The sequence below is a fragment of the Bacillus sp. TCT6 genome (genome assembly GCF_056033845.1).
This window is the reverse complement of the sequence record NZ_JBVYHX010000001.1, coordinates 4,305,603-4,328,805: the sequence shown is the minus strand read 5'-3', so window position 1 is coordinate 4,328,805 and position 23,203 is coordinate 4,305,603. Positions and strand designations below refer to the sequence as shown.

The following is a 23,203-nucleotide window of genomic DNA, read 5'->3' as shown; positions in this document are numbered from 1 at the left end:
TTATGCTGCATGTTTCACCTTATAAATAATACTTGCGACAAGCGAAGCAGGTATTGTAAATACGTTACTTTGATAATGGTAATGCACTTGGGATTCTTCATAAGACATGTTGTCATATAGTTCGTTTTGTGAGACACTCATTTTTTTCTGTTTTTCTTTGAGTAGTTTAATGTAGTTGTACTGTATTGGGACGAGAATGATGAAATAAGCTAATACGATTAGTGAAATCCAAATCATTATGAACACTCCCTTACAAAGAATATTTGTATATGGTAATTATATCAATTTATATGAGGGGTATCCATATTTTTCTAGTGGTCAATTTCTTTTCCAAAATGCAAAAAGTTCTTCAGCGCTTCGTAAATTATGTTCAAGGCATGTTTGTGCAGTGCGTTTAAAATTTTTTATTAAATGCTCTAGCCTAGAAGAATCATAGTGCTTTGCTTTTCCATCTACAATCGTTTTATCTTTTTTTTAAGTTAAGTGATATTTTTAGCAAAGTTACATTTGTTTCTATTTGTACAACTTCCATGTAAAAAAAAATTTTGTCTAAGTCGATTGTAATATAATCAAATCGCTCTACTTGTTTAAAATATCCTACAATATCATCTTCCAATTGAAATCCTCCCTAGTATATAGCTTACCTGGAAGAGTTCTCTATAGATTGTATGATTCCTTGTTATATGTCACATAAGTGTAAAAATAACTATTATAGGGCAATGTCATGTATAATAGAAAGAAAAGGCTTGTGAGGGGGGAAAAGAGATGATCGTTCTTTGGATAATTACGCTTTGTATGACTGCTATTTTTGCATATATGACGTTAAAACAAAATGGTTTAAAGCGATTTGTTCCAGGAAGTATTCTTGCAGGAATTGCCCTTATCACGTATGTAATTTCTATTTTTATTGAAAGTGTATCAGTAGATATGAGCAAAAGTTTAATGTTTATTGGTATTACACTATTTGCAGGTAGCATTATGGTACTTATGGTTGCTGGTATTATTTTATTTATTCATATGAATTCGGAAACGTTATAGCATATAGAAAAGGCATGTCCCGAGGGACATGCCTTTTTATCCGTTCAATTATGCTCTATCTTTAGAAGAATTTTGTTGTTTTAATAAGTCGCGAATTTCGCCAAGAAGAACTTCTTCTTTTGTTGGTTCTGGAATTTCTTCCTCTTTTTCGTCTTCTTTTTTAGATGTTAGTTTGTTGAAAACTTTAATAAACATAAAGATAGAAGCTGCGATAATTAAGAAATCAAAAATTGTTTGGATGAAGTTACCATACATAACAGCTGATTTACCGTATCCAAAGTGCAAATCTGTAAAGTTAACGCCACCTAATACCATACCAAGTAATGGTGTAATAATGTCTTTTACTAAAGAACTAACGATTTTACCGAATGCAGCACCGATTACAACCCCGACAGCTAAATCAACGACATTCCCTTTGAAAGCGAACTTTTTAAACTCGTTCCACATGTGTCAATCCCATCCTTTCCACGATTCATTATGAAATTTATAATTCCTATCAACATATTTTATAGAAATTTACGAGAGAAATAAAGGGGAAATGGGAATGAAAGTAAATTCTGAAAAATGTATCCGTTTTAATTTTTGTTTACATCATCTAGTAAAGATTGTAGCATTTGCTGCGTTTTTAATCCTTCTAATCCATCTACAACAGGCTTTGTATCTCCGTGTACACATTCAATAAAATGATGAACAGCATCTTCAAAACCACGTTGTTTTAACGTCGTATCCCATGATGGAGAACCGCTTTGTGAAACTGAGTTTTCCTGTTCAATTTCAAATGTATTCATATTTTTTACGCGAATGATTTTCCCTGGCGTTACAAGTTCAATTTGTTCTAAATTTGTACCGGCATGGCGATGCATTGCAGTAGAAAGTAACAGTCCACTTGGAGTTGTATATGTATGATGTCCGTAAAGAAGTTCATTCTTTTCATTGATTTGCATCATATTGTGAACGACGTTAAGGTCATCATTAGCGAACCAGCGAGCAGTATCTACAATGTGTAAATAATCATCTAACATAGTGAAGTCGTACGTATATGGCCCGACTTTATTTGTGCGATGCTTTTCAATTCGAATCCATGAAATATCATGAGCCTGTTCTTTGGCAGCAACATACATAGGAACGAATCTGCGATTAAATCCGACCATTAACTTTCGGTTATACTTCTCGCTCAACTCGACTAGTTGCTCAGCTTGTTCCACAGTAGCTGCTAACGGCTTATCAACATAAACGTCGATTCCTTTTTTCAAAAGCTCAGAAACGATTTCATAATGCGATGCAGTTGAACTATGAACGAAGATTGCATCACATTCGGAAGCTAACGTTTCAATAGAATGAAAGTCTTGAATTCGGTATTGCTGGCAAACTTGTTTTCTTTTCTCTCCGTTAGGTGTAAACGCCCCGACAAAGTTCCAATCTGTTTCTTTTGTAAGTGTTGGAAGATAGGCCTTTTGCGCAATGCTACCAAGTCCAATCATCCCAATTTTAGGTTTATTCATATGTATTCCCACCCTATTAATATTGATGTAACGGCTTAAATGTAGCATAGGATGGGGGAGGAAGGCAAAGATAAGCTTTTTACTTATTCCCTTCTAACAAAATCTTCTCTATCTCTGCAAAATTATGAGCGCGAGCATGCTCTAACGGGGCAACACCATCATTATCTGGAATATTTACATCTGCACCGTGCTCAATAAGAAGGCGAATGACTTGTTGCTGTGTTTCGTTTCCGTTACTTAGTACGATGGCTTCCATTAAAGCTGTCCATCCTAGGTTATTTACATGATTTACATCAATATTTGTTCGAGTGAGGAGTTCTTTTATAACGTCAATATAGCCATGTTCTGAGGCTGGGATAAGAGCTGTTCCGCCGTAACGATTTGTAATCGTAGGATCTGCACCAGCATTAATTGTTAGCTTTAAAATGTCTAAGTAACCTTCCGCACCGGCGTATAGAAAGGGATTGTTTTTCATGTCATCTTGGATATTTACGTCAGCACCAGCTTCGATAAGTGCTTTTGCGGTTTTTACATCATTTTTGTATGTAGCAATCATAAGAGGGGTACGTCCTTGATTATCCGTCGCATTTATATTTGCACCTTGTTTTAGTAAAGATATAACAGTATTCGTTTCATTTTTTTCAGTAGCTGCTAGTAGTGCAGTCTCCATGTTTGTCATCTCCTTTTTGACTTCTTGTTCTTGCGAGCATCCTTGTAAAAAAATTACGCAACATATCATACTGAATGTTTTTTTGAACATGGAATTTCAACCTCCTAATTTCAACTGTAAAATAGGAACATTAAATTTTTATAAACTGACGCTAAAATTACTATAAAATCGCTTGAGTATTTGAACATATATTTTTATGCTTATGAATATGAAGGATGGGTAAAGTGAGGATGTAACATATGTCTATTAAAACAAGGTTTTTATTTTCTTATATTGCTGTAATTCTCGTTTCTATTACGCTCATATTAGTCGCGGGATTTTTAATTGTTTTTTCAATAACAGGTGATTTGGAAGCAGTGAAAAATTTCTATAAAAGTTCTTACATTCAAAAGCCGCTTACACCAGAAGAAGAAAATGCCTATCTTGAATTAAAATTAGCGGCAAAGCAACATCAATCTCAATTATTAGATAAATCGTTCGTTTCATCAATTGAAAAAGAAGGTGTGAAAATAATTGTAAGAAAGGGAGAAAACATTTCTTATGCTAATAAGGGATTTGAAAGTTCGACTTTAACAGAAGCCCTTCCGAAATTTGAAGCGGCAAATATTAATAGTCGTGGTACAACGGAACTAGGCAAGACATTTTATCGATATGTAAAGTTTGATTTTTATTTTCCAGAGAAAGAAGAAGGGAGTATATTTGTACTAAAAAAGCAAAGTTCATTTGTAGATCTTACACAAAAATTATTTCCAATCTTATTCGTATCGCTTTTACTATTAGCCATTTTACTCATTGGTTTATTAAGTTATCTTGTTTCAAGAAGTGTAATAAAACCAATTTTTGTATTGAAAGGTGCAACGGAGAAAATTAAAGAAGGAAATTTAGATTTTCAAATGCCAGTTACATCGCACGATGAAATAGGTCAATTAAATCAAGGATTTGAGGAAATGAGGAAGAAGTTAAAGGAATCGATTGAAGTACAAACGCAGTATGAAGAAAATCGAAAAGAACTTATTTCAAACATATCGCATGATTTAAAAACACCGATTACATCTATTATCGGATATGTAGAAGGAATAAAGGACGGGGTAGCAAATACGCCAGAAAAAATGGATAAGTATTTAACGACAATTCATACGAAGGCAAAACATATGGACACACTCATTGATGAACTCTTTTTGTTTTCGAAGCTCGATTTAAATCGAGTTCCATTCCAATTTGAGACAGTTGAATTAAATACGTTTATGCAAGAATTAATAGAAGAGATGCAGATGGATTTAAGTGAAGAAGGTATAGAAATTAACTTACAATTACATTCATCGCCATTATATGTAACGGCTGATTGCGAAAAGATAAATAGAGTTATATCAAATTTAATTCATAATAGTGTGAAGTACATGGATAAAGAAGAGAAGAAAATTACCGTAACAGTATCGAGTGATAACAATAAAGTTATTGTGAAGGTGATAGACAATGGATCAGGTATAGAATCTGATACGCTACCGTATATCTTTGAACGTTTTTATCGTGCAGAACAATCGCGAAATTCTAGCACAGGTGGAAGTGGACTTGGTTTAGCAATAGCGAAGCAAATTGTTGAAGAACATGGCGGGGAAATTTGGGCGGAAAGCGAGCTTGGTAAAGGCACAAGCATTTTCTTCTCATTGGAAAAAGTAGAGGAATGTGGTGAGTAAATTGAAAAGAATTTTACTAATAGAAGATGAAGTAAGTATTGCAGAATTACAGCGAGATTATTTAGAAATTAATGATTTCCAAGTTGATGTAGAGCATTCAGGAGAAACAGGTTTACAAATAGCCCTGCAAGAAGACTATGATTTAATTATTTTAGATATTATGCTTCCGAAAATGAACGGATTCGAAATTTGTAAACAAATACGTGCTGTAAAAGATATTCCGATTCTACTTGTTTCAGCAAAAAAAGAAGATATAGATAAAATTCGCGGGCTCGGATTAGGAGCGGATGATTATATAACGAAACCGTTTAGCCCAAGCGAATTAGTCGCAAGAGTAAAAGCGCATATTGCTCGTTATGAAAGATTATCAGGAAATGTAAGTAAGCAACGTGATACGCTATACATTCACGGAATTTCTATCGATCAACGAGCGAGGAAAGTTTTTATAAACAATGAAGAAGTGGCATTTACAACGAAGGAATTTGATTTATTAACATTCTTTGTCACACATCCAAACCAAGTATTAAATAAAGAACAGTTATTTGAACGCATTTGGGGATTAGATTCCGCTGGTGATTTAGCCACTGTTGTCGTCCACATTAGAAAGCTACGTGAAAAAATTGAAAGAGATCCTGCCCACCCGCAATATATTGAAACAGTATGGGGAGCTGGTTATCGTTTTAATGTGTAGGGAACCTGTCAAAGTTTTGGCAGGTTTTTTTGTATGTGATCAAAAGGGGATAATAGGTAATTTATGTTAAAATATAAAGAGAGATAAAACATAGGAGAGTGTGAGAGGGCGTGCTACATTTTGGGGGATACATTAAAAGATAATAAATCAAACAAGGTTTTAAAGATTGGAACTAATATTGTACTTATCTTATTAATTATTGGTGCAATACAAATGTTTTATGATGAAGATTCTACGAATGATCATTTGGGTTGGTTATTTATGATGGTCTTTTTTGCAATTAAAATAATTTCTAGTTTTATGATAAGTTTAAAAGAAGGAGATAAAAAGTCAGTATTTATTGATTTAGGTTTAATGATTTTTTCTGTTCTTCTTTTGGTTGTTACTAGTGTGAAATATTTCTTTTGAAAAACCTCATAGTCTTATAGAGGCTGTGAGGTTTTTGTTGGAAAATTAACTTGCGACCTTAATATGCTATTTTAGAGTTCCTTGTTGCAATGATTTATAAAATATTTGAGTAGTAGAAGTAAACTGAGCAGCTTCTTCTAAAAAAGGATAATGGTTGCTCTCCTCAAATGTCACAAAAGTAGAATCGCATATACCCTCATGTATCTCGATGGAATATTGAATAGGACACTGCACATCGTGTCTTCCACACATAATTAGTGTTTTTGTTTTTATAGAAGGTAAATACTCCCTTAAATCAAATGAAGGATATTCATTGGCGAAAGCATTCATCCGGCTAACGGACATTGTTTTTTTGATTGGTTTACAAAAATAAGAGTTGTAGTTTTCTGGTTTATACAATGATAATTTTGTTCTCTTAGTAGATAGTTCTTTCCGTTCTTCACTTGTAAGGTGAGGGCTTTTTAAGTTTTCGATGAGCTCTTGCATATAATGAAACTGTGAATGTTCTGGATGATAAATACAAAATGGTGTTTCGGTATAGTTACTTGCTGCAGCGCCTGCTACGACTAATGATTGTAAGGAATTTGGATATGTAATCGCATATAAAAGTCCAAGCATACCACCTGTTGAATGACCAGTGAAATGCCATGTTGGGAGTTGTAAAGCTTCCCGTATTGCTTCTAAATCGTGAACCGTTTCAATCATACTTAATTCGTTTTCTGACTGGGTGGTTACAGAGCTACCAGCATCTCGTAAATTAATGAGAAATACACGATGCGTAGCAGTGAAAACATCTGCAAAGTAATCACCAGTTTCATTAAATTGTGAATAGTGATGTGTAATACAAAGCGGTTCGCCATTTCCTTTTGTAAAGAGTTCAAATGTGCCGCGTTTTGTGGGGATCATTTGTTGTGTCCACATAATATCACGTCCTTTTTTCATAAAAGTTGGACCGGTTAATTATTAAATAAAATATATCGGCGCAACTCGAAACATATCGACTTACCGACAGTAGTCGACAATAAATAAAAGGAGGCTATTCAAAAACGAGCCTCCTTTTCGTTTAGTACAAAGATTTTGTCATATTATTCCGAATGATTTCAAGGGATTTCGCTACAGTTAATGCATTCTTTTCTTCAATTTCTGGTTTACGGGGGATAGGTTTATACATGTTGTCTGGATCTTCCCATGTGAGGGGAAGTTCTGTTTCGGCTTGTCCTTTCCAAGCGTCAATCCATTCTGGAGGGAGATAACCCGAGATGTTTTGGATGTTGTTCATTTCGAGCCAAATAAGTGCCCAAGCTCTTGGTACGACGCGCCAATGGTCATAGCCACCGCCGCCGACAGCGATCCAGCGACCGTCGCAATATTCATTAGCAATTTCACGAGCGAGCTTCGGTATTTCGCGGTAAATATTCATGGTTGCACAAAGGTGTGTAAGTGGGTCGTAGTAATGTGCGTCGGCACCATTTTGCGTTAAAATAATATCCGGTTTAAAGTACGCTGCAACTTCTTTTACAACTGTTCGATATGATTTTAGAAAGGATTCATCTTCTGTAAAAGCATCCAGTGGAACGTTAAAAGAATAACTATAACCATTACCTTGTCCACGTTCGTTTACAGCGCCAGTTCCAGGGAATAAATAGCGACCAGTTTCATGTAATGAAATGGTGCATACGTTAGAATCATCATAAAACGACCACTGCACGCCATCACCGTGATGAGCGTCTGTATCAATATATAAGACGCGTAAACCGTATTTCTTCTGAATATACTTCATTGCGATGGAGCTATCGTTATAAATACAAAAACCAGATGCCTTGCCACGGAAGCCGTGATGTAAGCCTCCACCTAAGTTAAGTGCGTGTTTTACTTTTCCGGAAAGAACAGCATCGACAGCTGTTAACGTACCGCCAACGAGCAATGCGCTTGCTTCGTGCATATTTGGGAACATCGGTGTATCTTCTGTTCCTAGTCCATATGTCATCGCAATTGATTTTTCTAACTTTCCTTCTCCAGCACGTTTTACCGCATTTATGTACTCCTCTGTATGAACGTAGGCAATCTCTTCATCTGTAGCCATCCGTGGTGAGATGATTTGAGAGGGAGAGATGAAACCACCCTTTTGTAATAAATCATACGTAAGTGTGACGCGCAGTTGGTTAAAAGGATGATCAGGGCTAAATGAATAGCCCCGAAAGTCATCCGAATAAATAAACGCGCTACTCATGCTTGCATCCCCATGATGTTCGGCCATAATACGCGATAGCCTTCTGCTTCAAGTGCATCAATCACTTTTAGAGGATTCATCGTTTGAATGCGGAAAACAAGTACTTTATCATTCTCATCTTTTGCTGGGTAGACGAGAACGCTCACGATATTTATTTGTAAATCACTAAAAATAGCAACGACTTTTCCAAGAATACCAGGTTCATTTTTTACTTGAATTTCAATTTGTGAACTCGGTTGATGTGCTCCTGTTAATTTTACTAACGTGTGCAGTACTGTAGATTCTGAGATTATTCCAACTAACTTCCCAGCTTTTGTAACAGGAAGACAGCCAATTTTATTTTCAAAAAATAAAGTAGCAATTTCCTCAACGAAATCGAGAGGGTGGCAAGTCATTACAGGATGTTTCATAATAAGTTCAAGCGGTTGCTGTAGCATATCGAGTGAAACTTGTTCATCTAGAATAGACGGACTTGCATCTCTTACATCCCGATCAGAAATAATGCCTACGACGTGATTATTTTGATCGACAATTGGAATGTGCCGAATTCCTTTCGTGCGAATCGTTCGGATTGCTGTTTCGATTGTATCGTTTGGATGTAGTGTAACTACATTTTGATTCATAATTTCTTCTACAATCATTCCAGTTGCCCCCTTTATTAATACATAAAACGATTGTGAAAACGTAGACGATCAAAAGCTTGAATAGAATCCGTATCAACGCGTTTACCGATGCGGACCATTAAACAGTTGGCGGGATGTGAACAAATTTCAGGATCGTCTGTAGCCATCCATTGTAACCCGCCGGCATTCATCATCTTTTCCATTACTTTTCGGTATTCCCAAACATTTAATCCTGTTTGTTTCAAATCCCAGTGCCAATAATATTCAGTCGTCAATATAATGTAATCTTCCATATAATCGTCCATCATAGAAACCTCTAGTAAGTTCTTTCCGACAGAACTCCCGCGGAAGGCTGGAACTACTTCAATTGCCCCAAGCTCAATTAAGTTTTCTATTTTTCCTTCTGACCATCGTTCAAGTGGATCAGGATATAAATATGTAACATATCCAACAATCATCTGGTCATGTCTAGCAATAATGAGTCGAGCTTCTGGTAATTTAGAAATTTCGACAATTGCTTTATATTGCTGTTCAGCAGGACGAAATGCAACTAAATCTGGATGAAATTCATACATTTCAAGATTATGTGTAGAGACAGGACCTTCAATAATTAAAGTGCCTTTCGCTGTTTTTAAGTTTCTAGCATTGTATATTTTTTTATGAATCAATGTATTGCTCACCACCTTGAGGGTTTGTGAATCTATTAATATCGTACTTTATAATATATGCGATGTGAATCGAATTTTGTCATTAAAAATTTGTCTAAAAACCAACAAATATACTGAAAATTTTAAATAATATCATTATAATAGATAATAGAATACATAGGAGGGGGATGTAAAGTATGAAAGTAGAAACGCTTCCTGTCATTAAAGGAGAAAATAATTTGCCGAATTATGATGAGGCATACGCGAATTTTAACTGGGAAGAGGTTAATAAAAACTTTACTTGGAATGAAACAGGCCGAGTAAATATGGCGTATGAGGCAATTGATAAGCATGCGAAATCCGATCGAAAGAATAAAGTAGCTCTTTATTATCAAGATGGATCGCGAAAAGAGAAATATACATTTAAGGAAATGAAGGATTTTTCTAATAAAGCAGGAAATGTCCTGAAAAATTATGGCGATGTAGAAAAAGGCGATCGCGTTTTTATTTTTATGCCACGTTCTCCAGAATTATATTTCGCACTTTTAGGTGCAGTGAAATTAGGAGCAATTGTTGGACCGTTATTTGAAGCATTTATGGAAGGTGCGGTTCGCGATCGTTTAGAAGATAGTGAAGCGAAGGTGTTAATTACAACGCCTGAGTTATTAGAGCGTGTACCATTAAATGATTTACCTGCTTTAAAAACAGTTTTTCTTGTTGGAGATAATGTAGAAGAAGGCGGTAAAACGGTAGCGTTCAATCCTTTATTTGAACAAGCTTCAAAAGAATTACATATTGAATGGTTAGGCCGTGAAGATGGTTTAATTCTTCACTATACGTCTGGTTCTACTGGTAAGCCAAAAGGTGTGCTTCATGCGCAAAATGCAATGGTTCAGCACTATCAAACGGCGAAATGGGTATTAGATTTAAAAGAAGACGATGTATATTGGTGCACAGCTGATCCAGGCTGGGTAACGGGAACTGCTTACGGTATTTTCGCACCGTGGTTAGTTGGAGCGTCAAATGTTATTTTAGGTGGGCGATTTAGTCCGGAAGCTTGGTATGAAGCACTGCAAGATTACGGTGTAACAGTTTGGTATAGTGCACCGACAGCGTTCCGTATGTTAATGGGAGCTGGACAAGACGCAATTAAAAAATATGACTTATCACAAGTTCGCCACGTATTAAGCGTTGGTGAGCCGTTAAATCCAGAAGTAATTCGCTGGGGTATGAATGCATTTGGACTTCGTATTCATGATACGTGGTGGATGACAGAAACAGGTGGACAAGTTATTTGTAACTACCCTTGTATGGAAATCCGTCCAGGTTCAATGGGTAAACCCATTCCAGGTGTAAAAGCAGCGATTGTTGATAATGAAGGAAATGAAGTTCCTCCATACACAATGGGTAACTTAGCAATTGCGAAAGGTTGGCCATCTATGATGCGTGCAATCTGGAATAACCAGCAAAAGTATGAATCTTATTTCATGCCGGGAGATTGGTACGTATCAGGTGACTCTGCCTATATGGATGAAGATGGATACTTCTGGTTCCAAGGACGTATTGACGATGTAATTATGACGTCAGGTGAGCGCGTTGGTCCGTTTGAAGTAGAAAGTAAATTAATCGAGCATGCTGCTGTTGCAGAAGCAGGTGTAATTGGTATTCCTGATCCAGTGCGTGGCGAAATTATTAAAGCATTTATCGCACTTCGAGCAGGATACGAACCATCTGATGAATTAAAAGAAGAAATTCGTCAATTTGTAAAGAAAGGCCTAGCAGCTCATGCAGCGCCACGACAAATTGAATTTAGAGATAAATTACCGAAAACGAGAAGTGGTAAAATTATGCGCCGCGTATTAAAAGCGTGGGAGCTGAATTTACCAACAGGTGACTTATCAACGATGGAAGATTAAGAGAGGAAGGTCTGAACGAAAAAATGTTCAGGCCTTTTTTTATGTTATTATTAACTTATATATATAAGTTAACGGGGGTAGTATGATGAAAACAGAAAAAGAAAAGATGATACTAGGAGAAATGTATATACCGGCTGATCCAGTTTTAGTACAAGAAAGAGAGCAAGCACGTATATTAACGAGAAAATTAAATGATACGCCAGAAGAGCAATTGAAAGAGCGTAGCGAAATCATAAAAGAATTATTCGGAACGACAGGAGATAATATTCATCTTGAATCTTCTTTTAGATGTGATTACGGCTATAACATTCATGTCGGTGAAAATTTTTACGCGAACTTTGACTGCACGATTTTAGACGTATGCCCGGTAACAATCGGAGTGAACTGTATGTTAGCTCCAGGTGTTCACATTTATACAGCAACGCACCCGCTTGATCCGGTAGAGCGTATAAGCGGATCAGAATACGGAAAACCAGTTACAATTGGCGATAACGTATGGATTGGCGGAAGAGCAATTATTAATCCAGGTGTAACAATTGGAGACAATGCGGTGATCGCATCTGGTGCTGTCGTAACGAAAGATGTGCCTAATAATGTAGTAGTTGGCGGGAATCCTGCAAAGATTATAAAAAAACTAAAATAATATTTGAACGAAGTGCCTTCCTCGTCTGTATACATTTATGAAAGAATAGATGAGGGAGGCTTTTATATGTCTAATAAATTACTTCTTACTTTTGCTTTAATTGGGATTATAGTTGTATTTTCTTGTGGTCTTTTCTTACCGATACCAATTGGATATAGAGTATCAATGCTTACAGCTGGAGTTATAATGGGTGTTATGTTTTCAATCATTATTCCATTTGATAGAAAACATATAGTACGAAAAAAAGGGAATAAAATCGATTTTACAAAAACAAAAGTTTATTTTCGCTGGAATGTATTTGATACGATTTCTGTTTGTCTGGCATTGTATGCATGCATATGTGTGCAAGCGTTAAATACTTTAGTTGCAATGGGATTTACGATTCAAAACCCATATGTGCAATTTTTTACAAATCAATCACAATTGTGGATTTTTATTGCGATTGCATATTTAATTTCCCGTATTTCATTAACGTTAAAAGGAATAAAGGAGATCAAAAATCATGGCGCAGATTGGGATTGAGGAGGAGCTCATGCTTGCGTATCAAAGTGGAGATAAACAAGCGGGAGAAAGACTATATGTTTTAATCAAACCAGCGCTATACACATTTTTATATCGATTTAACCGAGATGAACAATTAAGTATCGATCTTGTGCAAGATACGTTTTTGACGCTAGAGCGTAAGAAACATATGTATGAACTTGAAAAAGGTAAAATAAAAACGTATTTATTTCAAATTGGTTATCGTCTTATGATTAATAAGTTAAATAGGAGAAAAAAGTGGCGTACGCTTTTGCCATTTTTAGTGCCGATTCCGGAAAAAGAATTTTCTCACGAAGATCGGCTTACAGTAAGAGAAGCAATTTTGAAAGTTCCAGAAGAGCAAAGAGCGGTCCTAATCCTTTCTTATTATCATGACATGCAGCAAAAAGAAATTGCAGAGATATTAAACATTCCGATTGGAACAGTGAAATCGAGACTCTATAACGGGATAAAGAAATTGAAACAATTGCTGGAGGTGGATGAAATTGAGCGAAAATCTCTTTAAAAGTGAATATAAATTAAAGCAACATTTAGATAGTGATCATGTAGAAATACCAGACTTTCCAAAAACGGTAAGTCAATTCGATCGATTAATCGGGTTTCTTGGTTCTCCAGCGAAAGATCCTGTGGAGGCGACCATTGGGAATGATTTATCGGTTGTGTTTCATGTATCGTTATTAGTTGGGGTTCCAATTCTTTCTCTTATTACGATACTCTTTATGGCGTTGTAAAGGATTGGCAAGGAGGGAAACCTGACCTCTATTTGACACGCCTATATAAATGATGGTATAAAGAAAAGTATATGAATAATTGAGCGTGGAAAGGGAGAAGTAGTGATCATTTCCCTGTTTTAGAGAGCTGATGGCCGGTGAAAATCAGCACATAGATGATCGCGAATTACGCCCCTAGAGCATCTTTTTTCGATTGAATTGTATTCAAAAGGGAAAAGACGGTGCTAAGCCGTTATGTAAATAAGGTGGTAGGCTTTTTTGCCTGCAACTAGGGTGGTAACGCGATAATCAAAATCGTCCCTTATTTGAAGGGGCGATTTTTTTATGTTTTCAACCTTCACGCCAGTAATGAACTTAAAGGAGAGTATGTAGGATATGGGTATTTTACAAGATCTTGAATTTCGCGGTCTAATTAATCAGCAAACAGATGCTGAGGGCCTTGAGCAATTATTAGAAAAAGAAAGCGTTAAATTATACTGTGGTTTCGACCCGACAGCGGATAGTTTACATATTGGTCATATGTTACCAGTATTAATGTTACGTCGTTTCCAATTAGCTGGCCACCAACCAATCGCACTTGTTGGCGGTGGTACTGGTATGATTGGTGACCCGAGTGGTAAAAAAGCAGAACGTACATTAAATACGAAAGATACAGTTGCTTACTACACAGAAAGCATTAAAAACCAACTTTCAAACTTCTTAGAGTTTGAAAACGTGGACAACCCAGCAACGATGGCTAACAACTATGACTGGCTTGGTAGCTTAGATGTAATTTCATTCTTACGCGATATCGGTAAAAACTTCGGTTTAAACTATATGTTAGCAAAAGATACAGTAGCATCTCGTTTAGAAACTGGTATTTCATTCACTGAGTTCAGTTACATGATTTTACAATCATACGACTTCTTAAACTTATACCAACACCATAATTGCCGTCTGCAAATCGGTGGTAGTGACCAATGGGGTAACATTACAGCTGGTCTTGAATTAATTCGTAAATCAGAGGAAGATGCGAAAGCATTCGGTTTAACAATTCCACTTGTTACAAAATCTGACGGTACGAAGTTTGGTAAAACAGAAGGCGGCGCAATTTGGTTAGACCCAGAGAAAACAACTCCTTACGAGTTCTACCAATTCTGGATTAACACAGATGACCGCGACGTTGTTAAATACTTAAAATACTTCACATTCTTATCTCATGAAGAAATTCTTGAGCTTGAAAAGCAAGTAGCTGAAGCACCAGAAAAACGTGCAGCACAAAAAGCATTAGGTTCTGAAATGACAAAACTTGTTCACGGCGAAGAAGCATTAGAGCAAGCGATTAAAATTTCAGCTGCATTATTCAGCGGTTCTGTAGCAGAACTAACTGCAAGCGAAATTGAACAAGGATTCAAAGACGTACCATCTGTAGAACGTACTGCAGAAGATACAGTATTAATCGACTTACTTGTAGAAAGCAAAATCTCTCCATCAAAACGTCAAGCACGTGAAGATGTAACGAACGGCGCAATCTACGTAAACGGTGAGCGTACACAAGCGTTAGACTACGTTGTAACAGAAAACGACCGCATCGAAGGTAAATTTACAATCATTCGCCGCGGTAAAAAGAAATATTTCTTAATTCGTTACTAATAAATAAAAAGCTTTGGGGAAATTCCTCAAAGCTTTTTTTGTTTTAATCTCCTTTTCGAGTTCATACGGAAATCACATGTAAGCGGTATGATAAACGTATAACAATTAGAAAGGAGTGGTAAAACGAAATGTCACTAGAAGCGTTGATTATTTTTTCTTTGCTAAACGCGGGTCAACTTGCAGAGAATTCGAAGGTTGATATACATAAAGAGCAGAAAGATGCTTATGTATATGTTCAAAAAGAGGAAAATAAATAACTTTAATATATATAAATAAAAGCTACTCGAAGTAACTGTTTTGGTTTCTTCGGTAGCTTTTTTGTATGCATAGGATTCAAATTTAGTAAGTGAGCTATTTAATAGAGGGTTTGTAGAAGAAAAAAATATAATTAATGTGAACTGATAAATTGATAAAAATAAATCGTTATAAACAGGAGGATTTGTATGGAACATAGTGAGGCATCTCAAAGATTGTTACTTTCAGATTGCATGGATTCTATAATTACTATCCAAAAGTTAGGGATAGATGAACAGTTTACCCCGATAGGTTATGATAATCTATTTAGTCATAAAACAAGTAGTGACTCCTAAAGGGAACGTTTAGATAATTTAGTGTATAAAATCAAAGAAAGGTTTATCATGATATTAATATTTTCCTTTATTAAAAACAGCCGTTTCAAGTATTGACTTGAGAAGGCTGTTTTTTTGATTTAATCTTTTAAGTCCCCCTGTCAAAAAATAAAATTTGTCCTCTGGGGAGGATAGGTAGCGTAGGGGCACATCAATAGTTGCACTATTTTTAAAAAAATGAAAGGGTGGTGAAATGTCTACGAAACTCTATAAGTATTACATAATAAAAGCCACAACTCATGAAAAGACCTTCTAATATATTGTTAGTTTATTTGATTAATATTCTTTGTCCACTTTTCGTAACTCTGACTGTGTAAGTCCATATGTCTATGTTGTACAACCTGCTAACAACATAACAGGAATAGCTAAGGCTAATAGTTTACGTTTCATTGACATATACCCCTTTGTGTTATTTCTTTTTACTTAGTTCTTTTGTTGCTTTGTCTACTAACTCAGAAGCTTCGTCTAAATCCTGTTTAGCGAATTCAATTGTATCTTTATCATCCTTTTCTAAACCTGCCTGTATGTTTTCTACCCCTGATTTCGAGAATAACATTGCTTTACTTATGTTTATCGGTGCTTTATTGTCTTCAGCTAACTTATAATCTAATTTATCAATCTTATCAATTAATTCGAAATAAGGTTTCGATAACTCTTTTAACTTTTCAGCCTTCTTCTTATTAGATTTTCTGCTATCTATAAGGTCTTTTATTTCTTCCGTTTGTTCAGTGTAATCTTTAAGTAAGTATGTTGCATTCTTACTATAGTCTTCTTTCTTGTTTTCTTTAACAGAAGCTTCCATTACTTCGTCTTTCTTTTTATCGTTTGACTCACAACCTACCCCTGTTATTAACAACATTGGAATCGCTAAAGTTAATAGTTTACGTTTCATTTTTTCATACCCCTTTAGTATTTATTATTCTGCTTCACTTACACTTTGTATTTCCGCAAGACCTTGTGCGATACTCGCAGCTAGTTAAAGTGCTGTACTATAGTTATCACTAGATGTTTGATTAAATTCATATAGATGTTCTAATTTTTCTTGCAGTTTTTGCCTCATGACAGTAAAAAGATTTACCATAGCGTCCATACCTGGGATCGGCATAGTTTGGTTGAGCGCTTCTGTACTTGCTATCATTCGATCGATTTCTCGAATTTGTTCTAATATCTCCTGTTCGATAACATCTGTAGAAGCTACCTGTGATTGAAAGTCTCTTGGAAAAGCATCATTTTGACGGATTAATTCTTCGCATAAGTAAATGATTCCTTGTGCTAACGGACGAAAGGTTTGTAAGAAATATGCTTTTGCACTGCTATATGTTTGTCCTTGTAGAATAGTATCCAATGCAAAAGCATTAATAGAATGAATAATTTGTTCCATACCTTGAATAGTAGCGATACATAAAGAGTTCATACTTTCTGTTTAAGTTTGTACTTCACCGAGATGCATATTTAAAGACACGAACTTTCCCTCCCCTTACAAGAAAATAATACCAATTTAAGGGAGGGGTTGTAAACGGAATATTCTAATGATTTAACGATTAAAGAGGTACTCGTTTATTAAGTTTTTTAATCTCATTCGGATGCTCGAGTGATGAAGAGGTTTTTAAGGTTGAATGTAAATAGAAAAGGGAAGATATAGATTATGTGCAAATAAATACGTTGTAAAAATAATGTTAAGAAAAGGAGAGTACAGCAAAGAAAAATGAGTTATGGGATAGAATGTAGTGTTTTTAAGTGTTAGAAGAAGGGGGAGGTTTTTATTAATGTGGATAAAAAATGGATGGAATTCTAGAGAGGGGGTTAAGTTTTATTAACTAAAGACTTGCAGTTCTTTTTTATTTTGTTACATTGGTCTGTTTCTATGCATATAATCGGGTTATATTCAATAAAAAAAGCCCAGGCCCCTTGATAAACAAGGTTCCTAAGACTTTTAATACGACTCTTTGCAGAGTACCGAGATTAACGAGAGTAGAACTCCTTAGCATTAAAAACCCTTATATTATCAAGGTTTCGAGGCATGATTTTAAAAATCCTCCCCAAAAGTTCCCCCAGCTGCAAGTAAACTTGTACTGAATGCAGCGACTGATTCTTCTTCTAATTCCTTAAATGAATGACCATATATATCAAAAATCATTTGTGGTGTATTACCTAAACGATCAGCAATAACTTTTACTGGTATACGTTGGCTAATTAATAATGTCGCATGTGTATGTCTTAAACCATGCGGAGTGATTTTTTTCAAAGTTGTATGCTTTAAGATGCGTTGAAAACTATACATTAAAGGATTATCTGTTATAGGAGTTCCAGATTGATAAGATATGAAAATAAAATCATCATCGTGTAAATGAAGGCCGAAAGAGAGCTTCGTTTTTTTACACCATGTTTTATATACCTTCAATTGATTAATAAGAGTATCATCAATTAAAATCGTTCGAAAACTATTTTTAGTTTTAGGTGTTCGTGTACCTTTATTATCACGGGTACGCTCCACAGTTAAAGTTTTATTTTCAAAATTAATATTTTTCCACTGTAAACCTAGTGCCTCACCTTTTCTTAATCCTGTGAAAGAAAGTAACAAAATTATGCTGTAGTTTGTGATGTTTTCATACTTTTTAGCAGCTGCAATGAATTCATTTAACTCTTCAGCTGTGAAAAAGTTTTCTACTGTTTTTTCTTCATTCGGTATTGTAATTTTATTAAATCTGTTACGAGGGATAAGTTCATCATCCACAGCTGCATTGATTGCAATTTTAAATAGTCTATGAAAAAGTTGAACGGTACTAGGTTTATATTTCTTTAATAGTTCATTAATATAAACACGTTTATAAGTTGATTTATCTAATTCAGCTAATTTGTATTTACCGAGCAATGGCTTCATTTGATACTTAATAGCATTTTCTCGTTGTGAACGTGAAGAGATTTTCCATTCATTTTTATGAGTCTCATACCATATATCCAGCCATTCTGAAATGGTTAGATTAGAATTCTTCACTTGTTTAACTTCACCATTTAATATGCTGGTCTTAACTTCAAGTAGTCCTCGGTAAGCCTCATTTTCAGATTTATATCCTTGTTTATATTTTTCTCGCCTTTTTCCTAAAGGATCATAATATCTATGCCTAAAACACCACAGTTTTATACCTTTGGTATTGAAATAATAGTATAGTTCGGGATCTTTCTTTGTTTTATATAACTTCATCATATATCTTCCCTTTCGTGCGTGGGCAAACGCTATCGGGGATAGACTTTTAGTTATTAATAATTTTTATTTTCATCATTATAAGTATCTTCGAAGGATATATTATCTTCATCTTCTCTAGACACAAATTTCTTACCATAAAGAAAACCGTTTATCATAGCAGTTAACTCGCGAGTATCTTGTGCATTAAGTGTTAAACCGTTTTCCTTATATACTTGAATGTTCACCTTATTTTCTTTATCTACAATAATAGGTAATGGTTCATTGTGTTCATATGCTAATGCTACTGTTTTAAATAAATTATTCTTATCATTATTATATTGATCAACTTGTGGATCATATTGAGATGGGGGTAAAGCTTTAGAATGATCAATAATAAATCCTTCTGGAGATGATACCCTGCCTAATAAATAATCAGAGGTAACTTTGAATACATTAGCTAATTTCCCTATATCATCATAATTGGGTCTAGTGTAATCTCTTTCCCAATTAGATATAACTTGTGAAGAAACATCTAATTTATCAGCTAACTCTTTTTGGGTAAGTTTATTTAACTTTCTTTGATATTTAATTCTTTCACTAGTGAGCATTGCTTTTCCTCCACTTCGAATATATCTTCATTCATTATAACGGATATCGTTAAAAAATATAACGGATATTTTGAAAAAAGTTAAAATAAAAGTTGACATTAACGGATTCCGTTGTTATATTGTGTTTATAACGAAAACCGTTATTTTGGAGGTGGATAAAATGATTCAAAAAAATGTGGAACGTATTAGAAAGGCAAAAGGTATAACAAAAACGCATATGGCGAAAAAATTAGGGTTAACTTTGCAAGGTTATATTTATATTGCTAATGGAAAAGTCCGCCTTGATGTGGAACGTTTAAATCTGATCTCAAAAATATTAGATGTAGAACCAGCTATTTTTTTTAATGAAAAACTAACGGATTCCGTTATAGAAGAGTATGAAGCGAAAATTTCATAAGTTGAAAATGGAAATCTATATGTTTTTAGAAAGATGAGGTGAAAGAAATATGTCTTTAGCCACAGTTGATGTTTCACTCAATCAAAATGAAATTCGTAAATATATTTATGAACAAATTAATCAAGAGCTACGTTATGCTTTGGTTTTTTGGGATATTAATCGGATGAGTGAAATGACGTGTCTTTCAAAATCTTTTTTAGAGAACGAATTTCTAAATGATGTACGAATGAAACGTCTGGAAAGACGTAAAGAAAAAGGCAAGCGGATTTGGCCATTTGAAGAAAGTGTGAAAGTTATAAAAACGATAATGGATGAATGGTGATATATCTAGCAATCTATAAAAAATAAGCGTGGGCAAACGTAGATTAAAGGGTAAGTTGATATATTTTGTTGGTCAGATGGTCTTGCGGACCGAACATAAATGCGATGTTGGAAATGATAGCTGAAAAAGACGGTAGCAACGTTAATACATAGTAGGGAGGAATACATATGAATGGAGTTTTATCGGCAAGTAAGCTTATGACAGCAGCACAAGTAAGAGAAATGTGTATTGAAATGAAACATAATCCAGTGGTAATGTTTGTTGTCGAACTTGAGGCAAAACAAAAACTACGTGAAATGAACAGTAAATAAGGAGTGGTGGAAACATGCGAGATGTAAGGGATTTAGCATTTGGATTAGATCATGAAGTAGGCCAAATTAAAGGACATGCAGATACTTTAATTGATGTAGAAACCCTATTAGGTCAATTAAATGACAGAATGTTAGAAGCAGAAATGAAAGGAGAAGAAAAAAATTGCTACAAAGAGCATCACAGAACGATTAGAATATTGTGGCATGTTATGCGGCAATTAAAAACTGAATTGATTGGAAGTGTTGAAGAATTCGATAAAATCAATACAGATTTATTCAATGAGGTCGTGAAGAATAGTGGAAAAATCCAATAAAAAAGATATACGAATTCGCGGTTCGTATATCTACCAAAGCAATTATTTATCTACTTATATTTTAACATCAAGTTAATTAGACGGCAATAGGAGGTGATATATATGCTTAATAATTTTAATAATATACCAACAGAATTGAAAAATACTCCTAATTGGGTCTTGTGGAGAGCTGAAGTACGAAATAGTAAATCAACAAAAGTTCCATACCAAACTAATGGATCTATGGCTCAATCAAATAATCGTAATACTTGGGCTACCTTTGAAGAAGTCGTGGAAGAGTATCGTCAAGGTGATTATAACGGTATTGGTTTTATGTTTTCTAAGGAAGATGTCTTCATAGGGATTGATATAGATCATTGTGTCCAGGAAGGTGAATTTACAGAGTTAGCCGAGGATATTATGAATCTTGTTCCAAGTTATACAGAATACTCTCCAAGTGGTGAAGGCATTCATATTATTGCAAAAGGAAAGCTACCTTTGAGAGGAGTAGGTACAGGTAAGAAAAATCCTTCTATCGGTCTTGAGGTATATAGGCATGGAAGATATTTCACCTTCACTGGGGACAGCATAAGTAATTATCCTGTGGAGGAATCAACCGAAAACTTAAAAGTTCTCTTTCAAAAGTATATAGAAAAGAAGGAAGTTCCTGTAGTGTCAAAAATACCTTCTGTTTCAAGGGAAAGTAACAGAAGTAATCTCTCAAACTCAGAACTATGGGAGCAAATGTTTAATAGTAAGAATGGTGGGGCTATTAGAGATTTATTTAGTGGAATGCTTATAAATGGTGATCATTCTTCAACGGATATGGCCTTATGTAATCATCTGGCATTTTGGACAGATAAAGATGCTGCAAAGATGGATTCGATGTTCAGAGAGTCTTCATTAATTCGTGATAAATGGGACAAACCACATTCTTCGGATGGTCGTACATATGGACAAATGACAATTGAAAAAGCAATTGAATCTACCCACGGTTCTGTTTCGGATTATAATCGTAGTTTTGATTACAACCGAAAAAATGATGTTCATTATTTGGTAAATGAACAAGTTGAAACAAATGGTATAAAAAAAGGCTCATGGTGGAGCGAAAATAACGGACGGACTAGTTTTTTACATCATATCATGGTCGAGTACATTTTACAGGAAAATAAAATTGTGCGTTTTCCAAATGAAGATGGTGATATCTATGTTTACAACAAAGCTACTGGAATATATGAACTTGATAAAACGTGTAGGAAGTTACGTTCACTCGTTCGTGATGCGGAGATATTAAAAAGAAATCAAGTGCGTGAAGTACAAGAATACATTATGGATATGTCACCAGTAGTAAATGAAGAATCCAAGAATTATATAGCAGTAGAAAATGGTTTATTGCATCTTGATAGTATGGAATTTAAAGAGTTTACACCAGAGGTATTTGTAACCAAAAAGATACCTACAAAATATAATTCAAATGCCTTTGATTCATTTGTTGAAAGAACGCTGATGAAAGTATCTGATGGACATTTACCTACTATAAAAAATATTCGTGAAATGTTTGGAGCGGTCTTGTATCCAACCTTGTTAGTTCCGAAAATGTTTTATCTGTATGGACGTAGCGCCCATAACGGGAAATCTACGGTTTTATATATGATACAGAAGACATTCAATTCTGGGGAGAATATATCAGCGATAAGTCCGCAGAAATTGGCGGAAAATGCCTTCGCGGGTAGTAGCATTTATGGGAAATTGGCAAATATCGTAGATGATCAACCCGATGAGGTAATACGTGATAGTGGAACATTAAAAACTATTATTACAGGTGGATATGTCGACATCGAATATAAAGGAAAGGGTAGTCAAACAGTACAAATGAACACGGTATGTATTACAGCCAGTAATCACTACCCTAATTTTAGAGAACACGGCAATCAGATTAATAAACGACTGCATATTTTACCCTTTGATCATAATTTTATGAATGACCCAGACCGTATATCCGAAATGGAAAGCATGAAACAACTTGAAACAGTAAGTGCAAAGGAATACGTCTTGAAATTGGCTGTAGATGCAATAAAGGACATGACGAAACGCACGGCCGATATCCTAACGTACAACGAGAAGGCGGAGGAAGCGAAACAGAACTTTATGGAATACAATGATCCACTTGCCGACTTCTTTTTTGAATATGATAAGCAGTTTTTTGAAGAAGTTAGAGGGACGGATGCTTTGAAGGCATATGACGAGTGGTGCAAAGACAATCACGTTCAGCATCCGTTAGGGCAAAAACAATTTAAAGATGCTGTTTGTGCAAAGTATGACATGGAATGGAAAGACAAAAAAGTAAAAGTAAATGGTACATCAAAAACAGTGAAGGGATTTAAAGCAAAACCAGCAACTTTTTAGCAACCAGTGTGAACCCTAGAACCCCAAGGGTTTGAGCTGTTCGTGTTGCGCAATTAGCAACCCGTCAGCAACCAGCATGAGCCTT

The 23,203-nt window shown here is 35.2% G+C and carries 28 protein-coding genes, 2 pseudogenes and 1 other annotated feature; of the genes and pseudogenes, 17 read left to right on the top strand and 13 right to left on the bottom strand.

The annotated features are described in order from the left end of the window. Complete coding sequence (locus AC0ONG_RS22150; protein WP_474204074.1) at positions 1-237, bottom strand: DUF3949 domain-containing protein; 237 nt, start codon at positions 235-237, stop codon at positions 1-3. Between the two features lie 81 nt (positions 238-318). After that, positions 319-616, bottom strand: a pseudogene (gene dhp61, locus AC0ONG_RS22145) (protein Dhp61). A gap of 149 nt (positions 617-765) precedes the next feature. Here dhp61 and AC0ONG_RS22140 point away from each other — a divergent pair. Continuing rightward, positions 766-1,038: a DUF3917 domain-containing protein gene (locus tag AC0ONG_RS22140; protein ID WP_000636586.1), complete on the top strand. Its 273-nt coding sequence runs from the start codon at positions 766-768 to the stop codon at positions 1,036-1,038. Between the two features lie 48 nt (positions 1,039-1,086). Here the strand turns inward: AC0ONG_RS22140 and mscL are convergent, their stop codons facing one another. From mscL to AC0ONG_RS22125, 3 genes are all read right to left on the bottom strand, one after another. Beyond that, positions 1,087-1,485 carry a large conductance mechanosensitive channel protein MscL gene (gene mscL / locus AC0ONG_RS22135; protein ID WP_000267015.1) on the bottom strand — a complete coding sequence of 133 codons (399 nt, stop codon included), beginning with the start codon at positions 1,483-1,485 and terminating at the stop codon, positions 1,087-1,089. Positions 1,486-1,613: 128 nt separating this feature from the next. Then, positions 1,614-2,540, bottom strand: coding sequence for a Gfo/Idh/MocA family protein (locus tag AC0ONG_RS22130; protein ID WP_001039713.1), 927 nt, complete (start codon positions 2,538-2,540; stop codon positions 1,614-1,616). A gap of 79 nt (positions 2,541-2,619) precedes the next feature. Continuing rightward, complete coding sequence (locus AC0ONG_RS22125; RefSeq protein ID WP_017763662.1) at positions 2,620-3,300, bottom strand: ankyrin repeat domain-containing protein; 681 nt, start codon at positions 3,298-3,300, stop codon at positions 2,620-2,622. A 149-nt stretch (positions 3,301-3,449) separates the two neighbouring features. Here AC0ONG_RS22125 and AC0ONG_RS22120 point away from each other — a divergent pair, with 149 nt between their 5' ends. The 3 genes from AC0ONG_RS22120 to AC0ONG_RS22110 all read left to right on the top strand — a co-directional run bounded on the left by AC0ONG_RS22120 (position 3,450) and on the right by AC0ONG_RS22110 (position 6,003). Next, positions 3,450-4,904: a HAMP domain-containing sensor histidine kinase gene (locus tag AC0ONG_RS22120; RefSeq protein ID WP_097890880.1), complete on the top strand. Its 1,455-nt coding sequence runs from the start codon at positions 3,450-3,452 to the stop codon at positions 4,902-4,904. Position 4,905: 1 nt separating this feature from the next. Then, on the top strand, positions 4,906-5,595 hold the full coding sequence (locus AC0ONG_RS22115) for a response regulator transcription factor (RefSeq protein ID WP_003280338.1): 690 nt from the start codon (positions 4,906-4,908) through the stop codon (positions 5,593-5,595). Between the two features lie 120 nt (positions 5,596-5,715). Next, positions 5,716-6,003, top strand: a complete 288-nt coding sequence (locus AC0ONG_RS22110) for a hypothetical protein (protein WP_000502927.1) — start codon at positions 5,716-5,718, stop codon at positions 6,001-6,003. A gap of 66 nt (positions 6,004-6,069) precedes the next feature. On the opposite strand, the gene AC0ONG_RS22105 is transcribed toward AC0ONG_RS22110, so the two are convergent. From AC0ONG_RS22105 to acuA, 4 genes are all read right to left on the bottom strand, one after another. After that, positions 6,070-6,945 carry an alpha/beta fold hydrolase gene (locus AC0ONG_RS22105; protein ID WP_133963689.1) on the bottom strand — a complete coding sequence of 292 codons (876 nt, stop codon included), beginning with the start codon at positions 6,943-6,945 and terminating at the stop codon, positions 6,070-6,072. Positions 6,946-7,066: 121 nt separating this feature from the next. After that, positions 7,067-8,233, bottom strand: a complete 1,167-nt coding sequence (gene acuC, locus AC0ONG_RS22100) for an acetoin utilization protein AcuC (RefSeq protein WP_017763659.1) — start codon at positions 8,231-8,233, stop codon at positions 7,067-7,069. Beyond that, the gene (locus AC0ONG_RS22095) at positions 8,230-8,874 is read right to left on the bottom strand and encodes an acetoin utilization AcuB family protein (RefSeq protein ID WP_000634583.1); all 645 of its coding nucleotides are present in this window, start codon (positions 8,872-8,874) and stop codon (positions 8,230-8,232) included. The genes acuC and AC0ONG_RS22095 overlap by 4 nt, the downstream gene beginning before the upstream one ends. A gap of 17 nt (positions 8,875-8,891) precedes the next feature. Further along, on the bottom strand, positions 8,892-9,524 hold the full coding sequence (gene acuA / locus AC0ONG_RS22090) for an acetoin utilization protein acetyltransferase AcuA (protein ID WP_000581392.1): 633 nt from the start codon (positions 9,522-9,524) through the stop codon (positions 8,892-8,894). A 176-nt stretch (positions 9,525-9,700) separates the two neighbouring features. On the opposite strand from acuA, the gene acsA reads away from it, so the two are divergent. From acsA to AC0ONG_RS22050, 8 genes are all read left to right on the top strand, one after another. Next, on the top strand, positions 9,701-11,419 hold the full coding sequence (acsA, locus tag AC0ONG_RS22085; RefSeq protein WP_000862047.1) for an acetate--CoA ligase: 1,719 nt from the start codon (positions 9,701-9,703) through the stop codon (positions 11,417-11,419). Positions 11,420-11,501: 82 nt separating this feature from the next. Then, complete coding sequence (locus AC0ONG_RS22080) at positions 11,502-12,062, top strand: maltose acetyltransferase domain-containing protein (protein ID WP_003257681.1); 561 nt, start codon at positions 11,502-11,504, stop codon at positions 12,060-12,062. 66 nt (positions 12,063-12,128) lie between these two features. Next, complete coding sequence (locus AC0ONG_RS22075; protein ID WP_000066443.1) at positions 12,129-12,584, top strand: hypothetical protein; 456 nt, start codon at positions 12,129-12,131, stop codon at positions 12,582-12,584. Beyond that, the gene (locus AC0ONG_RS22070) at positions 12,565-13,110 is read left to right on the top strand and encodes an RNA polymerase sigma factor (protein WP_000057202.1); all 546 of its coding nucleotides are present in this window, start codon (positions 12,565-12,567) and stop codon (positions 13,108-13,110) included. The genes AC0ONG_RS22075 and AC0ONG_RS22070 overlap by 20 nt, the downstream gene beginning before the upstream one ends. Continuing rightward, positions 13,091-13,336: a hypothetical protein gene (locus tag AC0ONG_RS22065; RefSeq protein ID WP_001293698.1), complete on the top strand. Its 246-nt coding sequence runs from the start codon at positions 13,091-13,093 to the stop codon at positions 13,334-13,336. The genes AC0ONG_RS22070 and AC0ONG_RS22065 overlap by 20 nt, the downstream gene beginning before the upstream one ends. Before the next feature lie 77 nt (positions 13,337-13,413). Further along, positions 13,414-13,641: a binding site (T-box leader), on the top strand. Positions 13,642-13,711: 70 nt separating this feature from the next. Beyond that, the gene (gene tyrS, locus AC0ONG_RS22060; protein ID WP_063675844.1) at positions 13,712-14,968 is read left to right on the top strand and encodes a tyrosine--tRNA ligase; all 1,257 of its coding nucleotides are present in this window, start codon (positions 13,712-13,714) and stop codon (positions 14,966-14,968) included. A 128-nt stretch (positions 14,969-15,096) separates the two neighbouring features. After that, positions 15,097-15,225, top strand: a complete 129-nt coding sequence (locus AC0ONG_RS22055) for a hypothetical protein (RefSeq protein WP_000050940.1) — start codon at positions 15,097-15,099, stop codon at positions 15,223-15,225. Between the two features lie 186 nt (positions 15,226-15,411). Further along, positions 15,412-15,558, top strand: a complete 147-nt coding sequence (locus AC0ONG_RS22050; protein WP_017763656.1) for a hypothetical protein — start codon at positions 15,412-15,414, stop codon at positions 15,556-15,558. A gap of 448 nt (positions 15,559-16,006) precedes the next feature. On the opposite strand, the gene AC0ONG_RS22045 is transcribed toward AC0ONG_RS22050, so the two are convergent. The 4 genes and pseudogenes from AC0ONG_RS22045 to AC0ONG_RS22030 form a co-directional block, all read right to left on the bottom strand. Beyond that, positions 16,007-16,489, bottom strand: coding sequence for a hypothetical protein (locus AC0ONG_RS22045; protein ID WP_017763655.1), 483 nt, complete (start codon positions 16,487-16,489; stop codon positions 16,007-16,009). 87 nt (positions 16,490-16,576) lie between these two features. Next, a pseudogene (locus AC0ONG_RS22040) lies at positions 16,577-17,011 on the bottom strand (T7SS effector LXG polymorphic toxin); the annotation flags it as partial. 612 nt (positions 17,012-17,623) lie between these two features. After that, entirely contained in the window at positions 17,624-18,799 is a 1,176-nt protein-coding gene (locus AC0ONG_RS22035) for a tyrosine-type recombinase/integrase (protein WP_474204063.1), read from the bottom strand. 56 nt (positions 18,800-18,855) lie between these two features. After that, the gene (locus tag AC0ONG_RS22030) at positions 18,856-19,389 is read right to left on the bottom strand and encodes a helix-turn-helix domain-containing protein (RefSeq protein WP_221825617.1); all 534 of its coding nucleotides are present in this window, start codon (positions 19,387-19,389) and stop codon (positions 18,856-18,858) included. Positions 19,390-19,549: 160 nt separating this feature from the next. Between AC0ONG_RS22030 and AC0ONG_RS22025 the strand changes: the two genes are divergently transcribed. From AC0ONG_RS22025 to AC0ONG_RS22005, 5 genes are all read left to right on the top strand, one after another. Then, complete coding sequence (locus AC0ONG_RS22025) at positions 19,550-19,786, top strand: helix-turn-helix domain-containing protein (RefSeq protein WP_221825613.1); 237 nt, start codon at positions 19,550-19,552, stop codon at positions 19,784-19,786. Positions 19,787-19,835: 49 nt separating this feature from the next. Next, complete coding sequence (locus tag AC0ONG_RS22020; protein ID WP_199689091.1) at positions 19,836-20,108, top strand: hypothetical protein; 273 nt, start codon at positions 19,836-19,838, stop codon at positions 20,106-20,108. A 167-nt stretch (positions 20,109-20,275) separates the two neighbouring features. Then, positions 20,276-20,419 (top strand): hypothetical protein, encoded by a 144-nt coding sequence (locus AC0ONG_RS22015; RefSeq protein WP_327960456.1) that lies wholly within the window; start codon positions 20,276-20,278, stop codon positions 20,417-20,419. A gap of 14 nt (positions 20,420-20,433) precedes the next feature. Beyond that, positions 20,434-20,733: a hypothetical protein gene (locus tag AC0ONG_RS22010; RefSeq protein WP_327960454.1), complete on the top strand. Its 300-nt coding sequence runs from the start codon at positions 20,434-20,436 to the stop codon at positions 20,731-20,733. Positions 20,734-20,835: 102 nt separating this feature from the next. Then, positions 20,836-23,118 (top strand): phage/plasmid primase, P4 family, encoded by a 2,283-nt coding sequence (locus tag AC0ONG_RS22005; RefSeq protein WP_474204060.1) that lies wholly within the window; start codon positions 20,836-20,838, stop codon positions 23,116-23,118. Positions 23,119-23,203 lie beyond the last annotated feature (85 nt).